Origin of the sequence: Oligella sp. HMSC05A10 (genome assembly GCF_001808335.1) — a bacterium.
Classification (GTDB): domain Bacteria; phylum Pseudomonadota; class Gammaproteobacteria; order Burkholderiales; family Burkholderiaceae_B; genus Oligella; species Oligella urethralis.
In genome coordinates this window covers 44,333-57,494 of sequence record NZ_KV792961.1, presented here as the reverse complement: position 1 = coordinate 57,494, position 13,162 = coordinate 44,333, and the positions used below count along the sequence as shown (strand labels likewise).

Genomic DNA, 13,162 nt, shown 5'->3' with positions numbered 1-13,162 from the left:
ACTCATATTTACTATGAAGAAACATACGCATTTCTTTTTTGGCTTATTGCCAAAATTACCTGCAAGCAGCATCCATTGGTTAATGCCGTTATTATTATCAGGCATTATGAGTGGGGTTGTTTCAGCTTACAACACCATTAAAAATTTGGGCTTGGTAGATGGCATTTTTCCAATATGGCTCAATAACTGGCTTCAGTCTTGGTTAATCGCCTTTCCATTAGTTCTAATCATTCTGCCAATCTTGCGGCGCGTAGTCGGCACGATGATTTATACGCCGACTAAAAAGCAATAAGCCCCACGTTGCATTGGATTTAAAACAATCACTTAGGAGCTCGCACTGCTCTAGCCTTGACCGCTAGCTGCCGCTGAGAGCTGTCAGGGCTAACGTTGCTCGACACTGTTAAATCTAAGCATCAACCAGCTTTGAGTGCCTAAAATCCGTGGGCTGTCTAGCGTATAAAAACCAATACGTTTATAATAGCGTACATTTTCTGGTTTATCAGTTTCTAAATAGAGGGGAGCACTTGGTGCCCGCAGCTCGGCCTGCTCACAAGCCCGCGTCAATAATTGTCGAGCAATACCCTGCCCTTGCCAAGCTGGATCAACAGCCAGGGGACCCAAGTGCCAATGCGGGCTACGGGGGTGTAGTTTAGCCCAACTGCCTAGCCAGATAGCCAAGCGCAATTGCCCTAACAAGCTATTTGAAAACACCATCGAAGGTAGTAGCCGCATCATATCCATAAGTGAGGGGCTACAATGCCCAGGGGCCAAAACCCCAAGTACCCCGACTAAACGCCGCTCAACAAAGGCGCCGTACAAGCAACCTTTACGCGCCACATAGGCGAGCATCCCGGGAAAGAAACGTTGCAGTCGACGCTGGCGTTTTTCTTCAGCCTGCCCAAATACCTTTGTATGTAATGGGTTATCACGCATGGCCTGCGCACAAATTGCCACGGCATCTACTAGCTCTTCTTGCTTAAGCGGACGAATGCTTAACTGATGGACTATGGATCGATTCAACTCACGCTCCTATTTCATCAAAGCAACCCGCACTTCAACAAGTAGCAAGGCTTCCACAGTTAAATTGTATTCACAGACTGACTGTTTTGCTGCCTATATCATGGCGATCCTGGTAAGCACTAAAGCACCTGCGAACAATTGACCAGTGACGTACAAAAAATCCGGAGTAAATAAAATGATGTACTTACTCCGGAATCCATTTGTCAATAGAAGTCAATAAGGCAAAATGCTTTATATAATCGATCTGAGGATTAGCTCGCTTTTTTAAACTTCAACGACATAAACCCTTCAAGCGAATCGTCCTTAATCTCTAACCAAGGTCTTGGCAACTGAGCTGCCATTGTTCCAGTAATTGCTGAAGGATAAGACTTATTTCTAAAGCCCATGATATCAGCCTGTTTATCCTGTAACCAGCGCTTGAATAACTCAGCCTGCTCATGAACTGGAAAACTTGGATAATCGGTTGCTTCTAACAAATCTTGAATGTAGCTTGCTTGGAAGTCAATTGACTTTTCATCCGTATCCAACAACTCGTGACGTGCTAACCATGAGTCAATGTCTTTACGACGAGTGGCTTCATCCGGCAATTCAATTTTACCCATCATGAAATCACGCGCATACCAAGCTTGGGTATCAAACATATTAAATGTGAACCACTGATCCTGCATGCCTAAGTACATCAACTTTGGATTACTTTGGAAAAAGATACCCTTATAAAGGTTATCTGGATACAAACAGTTATGCGTCTCCAAACGCAGCTCATCCGGTAAGAATGGGAAGTGGAAAATATAGCCGGTACACATAATAATGGCATCAAATGGCTGACTACTACCATCCGTAAAATAAACCACATTACCTTCAATACGATCTAAACCCGGCTTTTCAAAAATGCTTTCAGGCCATTCATAACCAAACGTGCCGCTGCGCTGACTGATAGTAACTGTCTTGGCACCATACTTATAACATTGTGAACCAATATCTTCTGCCGAATAACTACCGCCCACTAATAATACATCCTTGCCTTCAAATTCTAAGGCATCACGGAAGTCATGAGCATGCAAAACACGACCAGGGAACTGCTCCAAACCCTCATAATAAGGCATATTTGGAGTAGAGAAATGACCTGTGGCAACAATTACATAATCAAACTCTTCAGATTCTTGCTCACCGGTTTTGTGATTCATTACCGTTACGGTAAACAGTTGGGTTTCATCATCAAAGGTCACCCAACGTACAGGGCACTCGAAACGGATATAATTAAAGATCGCACGTTTATCTAGACGTCCCATGATGTAGTCTTTAAGCACCTCACGCGGCGGATAAGAAGGAATTGGTTGATCAAAATGCTGATCAAAAGAGTAGTCCGCAAACTCTAAACACTCTTTAGGACCGTTAGACCACAGATAACGGTACATACTCCCGTGCACGGGTTCGCCGTTTTTATCAAGACCTGTACGCCATGTGTAGTTCCACATACCGCCCACGTCATTTTGTTTTTCATAACAGACAATTTCTGGCAAATCGGTGACGCCTGCTTTACGCAACGCCTCAAACGCACGTAGTTGGGCTAAACCACTTGGACCCGCACCTAAAATAGCAATTCTCGTTTTACGTTTATTCAAAATAAGATACCACCAATTATTTATACGCTCTATGCTATCTACATCAGAGCGTGTGATTACTGATTAATAGAAAAAATTTGACAGGGCACTAACAACACCCTAACTGATCGCCGCAAATCTCTGCAGCGTAAGATAATTACATAGCATCAATCAATACTAGTACTGATACTAACATGATGATTATAACAGACATAAGCAGATGCTTCAAATGAGGGATAATTTGCTAGCCAGTAAACACTGTACGGAACGTGATTTGCTAGTTTGAGGGTAACCATCCCCTAAATCATTACCGATAACATTTATCACAACTGGCTAATTTACGAGAATGCAAATACAAGAATAACTTATAGCTTACTAGTGCTGGTATCAAATTAATGGCTATTAATACCAAAAAACCAAAATAACTAACATCCCCCAAACCGAACTTTATGGTAAACCATAAAACACTTTCCGCCAGAAACAAATCACCAAGCCAAGAGTAAATAGGGGCAAGCAATAAAAAAGTAAGAATAAAAAAAACTAAAAAAATAAAGAGTCTTACGAACTTAGAGACATGCTGGGGTGTTTTTTGCATAATCAGTTATCGTTCCGTAGATATATAAGTTGAGTATACGGGAGCCTTTGTGTAGCCTGATATAGTGACCCAGAGAATAACGTACAGCCTGCCATGACTATAGGAGGCGTACCCCCGCAACTTAAAGCGGTTTAAAATCCATATCATTCCACAAAAGGTGTTCCTAAAAATGGGGGTCATACACCGTTTAACTCACGTAATACCTCTGGATACCGATTAGCTATTTTTAACAATGTTTGCGCAGCACCACTGGGTTTTCGTCTACCTTGCCCCCATTCTTGCAAGGTGCGAATGGAAATCCCCATCAATTTGGCAAAAGAGTCTTGAGATAAACCTGCATTGATACGAGCTTTAGTGACTTCTGTCACATTGACTTTGGTTGATGAAGCAAACTTCCGGTTTTTCATTTCTCTTACGGATTGAAGAAGGTCTTCTTCAAACTGTTTCATCTCTTTATCATGCATTTGGACACCTCATTTTTCAGTTTAAGCAAAAACTCAGTAGAAAGGTTGTCGAATTTTGCTTTTGTGTACGCTATTAGTAATGTTATTTCACCTACGGACGGGTTGAAATAGATAACTCTTACACCACCCCGTTTGCCAGAGCCTTGTTTTCCCCAACGTACTTTACGTAAACCACCAGAACCCGGAATAACGTCACCAACTTCAGGATTGCACGCAAGCCAATCAATGAACTCCTGTCGCTCCTTATCCGACCAGATAGGTGCAATGACCCAGCATAACTCTCTACCGTGATGCACACCATAAATCATTTTATTAATTTTATAAAGTGTTGGGATCAACAGTTTATGATCCCAACAAATTTATGGGAATAGCCCAAAATAAGACTAAAAAAACTTAAAGGAAATTACAGAAATTTAAGCTGCAAAAATACCACAACCCTTTGATTTCATGGGTCTTATTGAAGATTTTTAAAGGGAATAAAAGGGGAGTAAATTTGACTGATGGTGCTCACGGGGAGACTTGAACTCCCAAGGCTCTCGCCACTACCACCTCAAGGTAGCGTGTCTACCAATTCCACCACGTGAGCAATTATGTAGATGATTGAATTTTTATCTTGCGATAAAGAGGTAGATTCTATCATGGCTTTGGCGATTCCGCAAGGCTTAATTTCCGCCATCACCCAAAATCTACCTGCTTAAAAGCGCGTGATCAGCAAAAAAACCACACACCATTATTAACGGCGACTACTCAGTAGCTGGAGTCGTGTTTTCTGTTGCTGGCGCTACCGGCGTAGCCATAGACGGTGCTGCTGGAACAGCACTATCCGTCGCATCTGGCGTTGCAGGTACACTGGCACCACTAGCGCCTGGAGCGACCGGAAGCTCATTATACTGCTCCATCAAGCCAGCATCAGTGCCACCCGAGGATTGCGTCGGTGCCATTGAAGTGCTACCAATATAGGCTAAACCTAAAGTACAAATAAAGAAGATGATGGCAGCCCACTTGGTCATGCGAGAGAAAAAGTTTGAGGCACCGGCAGAACCGAAAATACTACCTGCAGAACCACTACCAAACGCCGAACCCATATCAGCGCCCTTGCCTTGTTGCAACATGACAAGAACAATCACGGCAAAAGCAGCAATCACTTGCACCACAATCAATACTGGAAAAATAAATGACGGCATTAAAAACTCCAACGAAGGAATAAGAGCAATTAGCTCAAAACTTTAAAAATTAAAAACAAATAACACGACATGCAAAACCGCAGCCGGATACTACTTTAAGCCAGCGTTAGCAATCGCTAAAAAATCCTTGGCATCCAGTGATGCACCACCGACTAAGGCACCATTAATATCTGGCATGGCAAATAAACTGGCAGCATTATCCGGCTTTACACTACCACCGTATAAAATAAATAGTTCTGACACCCCAATTGCCTCTAGCAGGGAACGAATATAGGCATGCACTGTCTGCGCCTGCTCGGGTGTCGCTGTCAGTCCTGTACCAATGGCCCAGATCGGCTCATAGGCAATGACCATCTTTGATACCTGCTCAGCACCTAAGGCTAAGATTGGTTTAAGCTGCTCACGGATCACCTCCAAAGCAGCACCATCCTCATGCGCTTTATAGGATTCCCCCACACAGACGACCGGCGTCAAACCACGCTTAAGTGCTTTTTGTGCCTTTTCGGCAACCTGTGCGCTGGTCTCACCGTGCATGGTGCGACGCTCCGAATGACCAACCAACACCCAAGTGGCGCCAAAATCGCATAGCATTTGCGCCGAAACCTCACCTGTATAGGCGCCCTGCGCATGACAACTCACATCCTGCGCGCCCCAGCTAATATCACTGGCGTAGAGCAACTCTCTGGCTTGGGCCAAATAGGGAAACGGCACACAGACACCTAACGCCACAGCGGCAGGTAGCGCCTCCGCCCCCTCTAATAATCGACGCATTAACTCACGGTTTTCTTTAATACTACCGTGCATTTTCCAGTTGCCAAGAATTAATCGACCGCCTCGACCATCCCTAAGGATTTGGGGCGTGGTGGCAAGCGCATTAAGATGATGATCAGTCACAGTCACTATTAATGAATTAGTAATTCGGTATTCCAAGATAACCCGTAATTATAGCTTGAAAATCTATTCGCTGTCCGGAAAAGTGATGATAATTTTACCGATTTGCTCACCCGCATCCATCATTTCATGCGCTTGGCGAATCTCTTGATAATCAAGTACCGCATGCACCACCGGCTTAATCTTCCCTGCCTCAATCAATGGCCAGACCTTTTCTTGCAGCGCACGGGCAATTTTTGCCTTATATTCATCGCTCCGCGGTCTGAGACTGGAGCCAGTGACGGTCAGTCGTTTAAACACAAGCCGCGCTGCATCCAGCTCGCCCATACGACCACCCATAATCGCAATCATTGATAAACGACCATCTTCCGCCAAGCAACGGATATTTTTACTAATATAATCACCGGCGACCATATCCAGGATCACATCCACGCCTCGCTTATTTGTCAGTTCAGCAATCACATCAACAAAGTCCTGAGTTTTATAGTTAATGCCCTTATCACAACCCAAGGCTTCAATCGCTTGCACGCGCTCATCTGAACCTGCCGTTGCATACACCGTATGACCCATTGCCTTAGCGATTTGAATCGCTGTCGTACCAATACCGCTTGCACCCCCGTGAACCAGTAAAGTTTCGCCCTCAGCTAAGCCCGCGCGGTCAAAGACATTCACCCACACCGTAAAGTAAGTCTCGGGCAAACCAGCGGCCTCAACCATGCTTAAGCCCTGCGGAATGGGTAGGCAATGTGCGGCGGGCGTTGCGACATATTCTGCATAACCGCCACCCGGTGTTAAGGCACAGACCGCATCACCGATGTTGAGATTCGTGCCGCTCAGATCACCCTCAACAATCACCCCTGCTACCTCTAAACCGGGCAGATCGGAAGCGCCCTTAGGAGGAGGATAGCTACCTTGACGTTGCGCCACATCGGGGCGATTAATACCGGCCGCCTTGACTCGAATTAACACCTCACCAGCCTTGAGTGATGGTTTTTCGCGCTCGCACACGTGCAATACCTCAGGACCACCCGCTCCCTTAATCTCAATCGCTTTCATCATTAGCCACTCCTTCATTGATAAGAAAAGCCTCTTTTGCTTAGTATACAAAAGAGGCTTTTGATTTATTGAATCATTAATTGAAAAAATTTCTTAAGCGATCGCCCCAAGACTTATTTTGCGGTGAATGCTTATCTGCATCTTTTTCCACAGAATCAGCAAACTTCTTGAGTAAGTCTTTTTGCTCATCACTTAGACGCACCGGGGTTTCAACCACCACATGACAATATAAATCGCCCGGGTAACCAGCACGAACACCCTTAATACCCTTGCCACGTAGGCGGAACACCTTGGAAGTTTGTGTGCCTTCAGGGATTTTAATCTCGCCCTTACCGTTAAGGGTTGGAACGGTTAGCGTACCACCCAGTGCCGCGGTAACAAAAGACAGCGGTACTTCGCAATGCAAATCATCGCCATCACGGGTAAAGATATCATGCGGTTTAATCAATACATCAATGTATAAATCACCCGGAGGGCCGCCATTTTCGCCCGGTTCGCCATTGCCAGCAGAGCGTACACGCATGCCGCTGTCAATACCAGCAGGAATGTCCACGGCCAAGGTTTTATGCTTGCGTACGCGACCCACACCGTCACATGTTTTACAAGGATCCTTAATCTCCTTGCCAGAACCGTGACATTTAGGACACGTCTGCTGCATATGGAAAATGCCTTGACGCACATTCATGGTCCCGCTACCATGACACATACTACATGTGGTCGGCTCAGTACCCTCTTTGGCGCCGCTACCGTGACAGGTCTCACAAATTTCCCAACTCGGTACACGGATCTCGGTCTTATAGCCTGCAGCTGCCTGTTCAAGCGTAATCTCCATGCGATAACGCAAATCCGCACCGCGACTTACACGCGGACCGCTTTGACGGGCACCACTCTGACCGAAGATATCGCCAAAAATACCGCCAAAAATATCACCCAAGTCATCAAAACCTGCACCACCGCCCATTGCATTCGGATCAACGCCGGCATGACCAAAACGATCGTAGGCTGCCTTCTTTTCCGGGTCGGAAAGCACATCGTAGGCCTCTTTGATCGTTTTAAACTTTTCTTCTGCCGCCTTATCCCCTTGGGTACGATCGGGGTGGTACTTCATGGCGAGTTTACGGAAGGCCTTTTTAATCTCGTCTTCCGTTGCGTTTTTACCGAGGCCTAAGGATTCATAATAATCAGCTTTTGCCATTTGAATTTAACCTTTGTATTTTTACAAACAAAATGCTCCCGCAAGGAAAGAACCGTGCTGGGAGCATTTTCTTAAGCCAAGACTACTTAGTCTTCACGCTTTACTTCTTTGAAGTCAGCGTCGACGACATTCTCGTCCTGTGGCTGAGCATCCGCACCCGCTGCGCCCTGTTGAGCCGCCGCTTGCGCTTGCATATCAGCGTACATCTTTTCGCCAAGCTTTTGAGAAGCAACGCCTAGGGCCTCAGTCTTCGCATCAATGGCAGCCTTATCGTCACCCTTGATCGCTTCTTCCAAGTCCTTGATAGCGCTCTCAATCGCTTCTTTTTCAGAAGCCTCCAGCTTGTCGCCGTACTCCTGTAAAGACTTGCGAGTGCTGTGCACTAAAACGTCTGCCTGGTTACGTGCACTGACTAATTCAGCGGTGCGCTTATCCTCTTCGGCATTGGCCTCCGCGTCTTTAATCATGCGCTCAACTTCCTCATCCGATAAACCGGAGTTGGCCTTAATGGTCACCTGATTTTCCTTACCAGTACCCTTATCCTTCGCTGAAACGTGTAACACACCGTTAGCGTCAATATCAAAGGTCACTTCAATCTGAGGTAAACCACGCGGTGCCGGCGGGATACCCTCTAGGTTAAACTCACCTAAGAGCTTATTACCTGAAGCAATCTCACGCTCACCTTGGTACACCTTAATGGTAACCGCAGGCTGGTTATCATCCGCAGTTGAGAAGGTTTGCTGGTGACGCGTTGGGATGGTTGTGTTTTTCTCAATCATCTTAGTCATCACACCGCCCAAGGTTTCAATACCTAAGGATAATGGCGTAACGTCTAATAAAAGAACGTCAGTGCGATCACCCGATAAGACCGAACCCTGTAGGGCTGCACCCTGCGCTACTGCTTCATCTGGATTCACATCCTTACGCGGATCCTTACCAAAGAACTCCTTCACCTTTTCCTGAACGGCTGGCATACGAGTCATACCACCAACCAAGATCACGTCGTCGATTTCAGAGAGCTTAATACCGGCATCCTTAATCGCCACACGGCAAGGCTCAAGCGTACGCTCAACCAAGTCCTCAACTAAAGCCTCTAACTTGGCACGTGTTAAGCGGATATTCAAGTGCTTAGGACCTGAAGCATCAGCCGTCACGTATGGTAAGTTAACGTCTGTTTGAGTGGTTGAAGAAAGCTCAATCTTAGCCTTTTCAGCCGCCTCTTTTAGACGCTGTAATGCCAATACGTCTTTAGATAAATCAACGCCCTGTTCCTTTTTGAACTCATCGATGATGTACTCAATAATACGCTGGTCAAAGTCCTCACCACCTAGGAAGGTATCACCGTTAGTCGAGAGTACTTCGAACTGCTTATCACCATCAACGTCGGCAATCTCAATGATTGACACGTCAAAGGTACCACCACCTAAGTCAAACACCGCAATCTTACGATCGCCTGCGTCTACTTTGTCCATACCAAAGGCTAAGGCTGCCGCAGTTGGCTCGTTAATAATACGCTTAACTTCCAGACCCGCAATACGACCAGCGTCCTGAGTGGCTTGGCGCTGACTGTCGTTAAAGTAGGCAGGTACGGTAATCACCGCTTCAGTTACCGGCTCACCTAAGAAAGCTTCGGCCGTTTCCTTCATCTTGCGAAGTACCTCAGCAGACACCTGTGGCGGCGCCATTTTCTTACCATTGACCTCAACCCAGGCGTCACCATTGTCCGCCTTAACGATTTGGTAAGGGGTGATTTGGATGTCTTTTTGTACCTCGGCATCATCAAAACGACGACCGATTAAACGCTTAATTGCGTAAAGTGTATTTTTAGGATTAGTCACTGCCTGACGCTTGGCCGGCGCACCGACTAAAATCTCTCCGTCTTGTAAATAAGCCACGACGGATGGCATAGTACGACCGCCCTCTGCATTTTCGATAATCTTGATTTGCTTACCGTCTAATAATGAGACGCAGCTGTTGGTAGTACCTAAGTCAATACCAATAATTTTAGACATATGTAATTTTCCTTACGAAAACAATTTAATTTCTGACCTAAACAAGATAGGGTTGAAAATTTGTATTTCAAGAGATTTTTTATAAATTTTTATACCGCAACCACAACGAGCGCCGGACGCACCACGCGCTCGGAGAGGCAATAGCCCTTTTGCAATACTTGCACAATAGTATTGGCCGCATGGTTTGGATCACTGACTGATGAAATGGCCTGATGCACATTAGGATCAAACACATCACCCACGGCAGGCGCCACTTCTTTTAAGCTATTGCGCTCAAAGGCTTGAGTTAATTGACGCAAGGTGGTCTCAGTACCCTCTTTATAGCTCTCAGTAGATTGCTGCTCATGCGCTAACGCAGCTTCTAAGCTATCACGTACCGGAATCAAGCTCTCAGCAAAGGACTTTAATGAGAACTTACGTGCTTTAGACACTTCTTCCTCGCTGCGACGGCGAATATTTTCAACCTCAGCACGGGCTCTTAACAGCTCATCATGTAAGCGTGCGACCTCGCTTTGCAGCTCAGTCACCATCGCGCCTAAATCCTCACTCGCTTCCTCAGTCTCAACGCCCAAGCTCTCCGCCAATTCCTCTTCCGTAATGGGCTCAGCTTGACTTAACTCCTCCTCACTCACGAGGTGCTCAGCCGTTGTTTGAGGCTGCTCTTGCTCTTGGTTCTTATCAGTCATAAAAGCATTCCTGAAATAATATAAATAACAAAAAGCAAAGTCACGACCAATCGCCCTACTAGGTCCGGCGTCACTTTGCAACCGAATATACTTTGTATATGGTATGACTTAGCCCTTTTTCAAGGTATCAAGTAAATCTTTTTGAGCTAAAGCGCTTAACGCCACCCTTGGAGGTTCGTTTCTACCAACGATTGCAAGGCATGCATCCAGTCGTCCTCGGCATTCAGGCATGGGATATAGCGTAGCGCCTCGCCCCCTTCCTCTTGTTCAAAGATTTCCTTACAGCCCATGGCAATTTCTTCTAGGGTCTCTAAGCAATCCACACTAAACCCAGGGCAAATCACATCAAGTTTTTTGATACCCGCTTGGGCGCATTTTCTAACCGTTTCTTCTGTGCTGGGACCAATCCACTTGGCCTTGCCAAAGCGACTTTGGAAACTTACTGCCAAGGGCACCCCCTGCGCTTGTAAGGCCTCACGCAACAACGCTGCCGTTAAATGGCAATGGTCCCAATAGGGATCGCCCTTATCCGCCATGGCCTGGGGCAAGCCATGAAAACTCAATAATAAATGCTCCGCTTTACCATGCTGCGACCAATAATTCTCAATACTGCGCGCTAAGGCCTCAATATAGCGGGGGTGGTCGGTGTAATGCTTGATGGCACGAAAATTAACCGGGTCGCGCAAGTTGACATTGTAACGCCCGAGATAGTCCAAAATGGTACCGGTGGTACTACCGGAAAACTGCGGATACATCGGCACCACCAAGATATTTTCACAGCCCTGAGCACGCAAGGCATCTAATCTTTCATTCAGCCGTGGCTCACCATAGCGCATGGCAAAGTCTACTAGCACTGGCGCTTGCTCTGCTTGGCACGCAGCGGATAAACGCTGCTGTAACTTGTCTGCCTGTGCTTTGGTGTGGACATAGAGCGGTGAGCCCTGCGGCATCCAGATTAATTGATAATTCGCTGCCACGGGCTTGGAGCGACGTGGTGTAATCACAAACTTCAATAAGGGTTGCCATAACCATGGTGGCAATTCCACGACCTTTGGATCGGATAAAAACTCATCCAAATAAGCCTTAACCGCAGCGGGTGTAGGCTCCTTAGGGGTGCCCAGATTCACCAGTAACACCCCAATTGGCTTGGTTTGTGCGCTTGCTTGATTCATACCTACTCTCAACAAACTTCAAGCTTAAAATAATCAGCTTAAAAAAACTTAATACTAGCGACTGACCGCTTTAGACAATAATTTAGCAGTTACATCAACAATGGTAATGACTCGTTGATATGCCATGCGACTTGGACCAATAACGCCCAAGGCCCCGATGATTTTACCATTAAGCTGATAGGGTGCTGCAATCACCGACATATCCCCCATCGGCAGCAATTGCGAATCACCACCGATAAAGATTTGCACACCTTGTGAACGACTAGACACATCCATCAATTGATAAAGCTCTGTTTTTTCCTCAAAGAGTTGAAATAGCTGGCGTAATCTATCCATATCAGCGGTTAAATCACTGACACCTAACAAACGATGCTCGCCGCGGATATGCACCGACTCTGACTCCTCCTTGGCTTGTACGCTACCCTCAAACGCCGCCCGCATTAGATGGCTAATATCGCTTTGCAATTGATTTAACTCACTACTCAGTGCCGTCAGCACCTCAGCAAAGGATTTGCCCGAAAAATGCTGATTAAAGTAATTGGCCGCATATTGCAGCTCCGAGCTCTGGTACTCTTTATCCACATAGAAAATGCGATTTTGCACATCACCCTCAGGTGTCACAATCACCAACAACACACGCGTCTTTGAGAGCTGTATAAAATCAATGTGCTTCACCACCTGTGAGGGTTGCGGGATCATCACCACACCGGCAAACTTTGTTAATTCAGAGACCATATCAACGGCTGTACTAAAGGCCGTTTTTGGATCCACACCATCAAAGGCATGCACCAAACTAGCGGCAAGGTCTGTCGCTGCACCCTGAGTCATAAAAGGCTCTTTGGCCACATCCCGACCCGAGTCGATTTTTATTTCACAAAAAAGGTCCTGCAACAACGCCTGACTAAAGTCCTGCTCCAAATTAAAGTCCTGATTAAACTTATCCGCATTCGAGGAAAGTAGATGATCCACAAATAAACGATAGCCCTTAGGCGTAGGCACACGCCCAGCGGAGGTGTGCGGGCTATGAATCAAACCCACACTCTCCAACTCACCCATCACACTGCGAATGGTCGCTGGCGACAAGGAAAATAAAGAAGACAGGGATTTGGAGCCCACAGGGGAGCCCTCTTGTATATATCGTTCAACAATCGCTTGCAATAAAGCGTGTGCGCGCTCATCTAACATGATTAATTCAGAAACGGTGTATTTTTGCTTTGATAATGGGGCGGTTGCACTTATATTAAAGCTTTTGGGTATGATGTAAAATTCATTATATATTTACTAGT

At 46.1% G+C, this 13,162-nt stretch carries 12 protein-coding genes and 1 tRNA gene; 1 reads left to right on the top strand and 12 read right to left on the bottom strand.

Annotation, left to right across the window (positions count from 1 at the left end; translation table 11 throughout):
* Window positions 1-13: 13 nt before the first annotated feature.
* The gene (locus HMPREF3144_RS10790) at window positions 14-292 is read left to right on the top strand and encodes a DUF2798 domain-containing protein (RefSeq protein ID WP_070477859.1); all 279 of its coding nucleotides are present in this window, start codon (window positions 14-16) and stop codon (window positions 290-292) included.
* 89 nt (window positions 293-381) lie between these two features.
* Here the strand turns inward: HMPREF3144_RS10790 and HMPREF3144_RS10785 are convergent, their stop codons facing one another.
* The 12 genes from HMPREF3144_RS10785 to HMPREF3144_RS10720 all read right to left on the bottom strand — a co-directional run bounded on the left by HMPREF3144_RS10785 (window position 382) and on the right by HMPREF3144_RS10720 (window position 13,061).
* Window positions 382-1,020 (bottom strand): GNAT family N-acetyltransferase, encoded by a 639-nt coding sequence (locus HMPREF3144_RS10785; RefSeq protein ID WP_070477857.1) that lies wholly within the window; start codon window positions 1,018-1,020, stop codon window positions 382-384.
* 251 nt (window positions 1,021-1,271) lie between these two features.
* Complete coding sequence (locus tag HMPREF3144_RS10780; protein WP_018025725.1) at window positions 1,272-2,642, bottom strand: flavin-containing monooxygenase; 1,371 nt, start codon at window positions 2,640-2,642, stop codon at window positions 1,272-1,274.
* Between the two features lie 750 nt (window positions 2,643-3,392).
* Window positions 3,393-3,680, bottom strand: coding sequence for a helix-turn-helix domain-containing protein (locus HMPREF3144_RS10770; protein WP_070477855.1), 288 nt, complete (start codon window positions 3,678-3,680; stop codon window positions 3,393-3,395).
* A gap of 501 nt (window positions 3,681-4,181) precedes the next feature.
* Window positions 4,182-4,266: transfer RNA gene (locus HMPREF3144_RS10760), tRNA-Leu, on the bottom strand.
* A gap of 157 nt (window positions 4,267-4,423) precedes the next feature.
* Window positions 4,424-4,864 (bottom strand): preprotein translocase subunit SecG, encoded by a 441-nt coding sequence (secG, locus tag HMPREF3144_RS10755; protein ID WP_036558623.1) that lies wholly within the window; start codon window positions 4,862-4,864, stop codon window positions 4,424-4,426.
* A 90-nt stretch (window positions 4,865-4,954) separates the two neighbouring features.
* Window positions 4,955-5,716 (bottom strand): triose-phosphate isomerase, encoded by a 762-nt coding sequence (gene tpiA / locus HMPREF3144_RS10750; RefSeq protein WP_256388369.1) that lies wholly within the window; start codon window positions 5,714-5,716, stop codon window positions 4,955-4,957.
* A gap of 105 nt (window positions 5,717-5,821) precedes the next feature.
* Window positions 5,822-6,811: an NAD(P)H-quinone oxidoreductase gene (locus tag HMPREF3144_RS10745; RefSeq protein WP_070477885.1), complete on the bottom strand. Its 990-nt coding sequence runs from the start codon at window positions 6,809-6,811 to the stop codon at window positions 5,822-5,824.
* Window positions 6,812-6,887: 76 nt separating this feature from the next.
* Window positions 6,888-8,006 carry a molecular chaperone DnaJ gene (dnaJ, locus tag HMPREF3144_RS10740; protein ID WP_018025717.1) on the bottom strand — a complete coding sequence of 373 codons (1,119 nt, stop codon included), beginning with the start codon at window positions 8,004-8,006 and terminating at the stop codon, window positions 6,888-6,890.
* 86 nt (window positions 8,007-8,092) lie between these two features.
* Window positions 8,093-10,018 carry a molecular chaperone DnaK gene (gene dnaK, locus HMPREF3144_RS10735; RefSeq protein ID WP_018025716.1) on the bottom strand — a complete coding sequence of 642 codons (1,926 nt, stop codon included), beginning with the start codon at window positions 10,016-10,018 and terminating at the stop codon, window positions 8,093-8,095.
* Window positions 10,019-10,107: 89 nt separating this feature from the next.
* Entirely contained in the window at window positions 10,108-10,704 is a 597-nt protein-coding gene (gene grpE / locus HMPREF3144_RS10730; RefSeq protein ID WP_018025715.1) for a nucleotide exchange factor GrpE, read from the bottom strand.
* Window positions 10,705-10,859: 155 nt separating this feature from the next.
* Window positions 10,860-11,876, bottom strand: coding sequence for a ferrochelatase (gene hemH, locus HMPREF3144_RS10725; RefSeq protein WP_070477853.1), 1,017 nt, complete (start codon window positions 11,874-11,876; stop codon window positions 10,860-10,862).
* Window positions 11,877-11,930: 54 nt separating this feature from the next.
* A complete protein-coding gene (locus tag HMPREF3144_RS10720; protein WP_018025713.1) occupies window positions 11,931-13,061 on the bottom strand; it encodes an HrcA family transcriptional regulator in 1,131 nt (376 codons plus the stop codon).
* Between the last annotated feature and the right edge of the window lie 101 nt (window positions 13,062-13,162).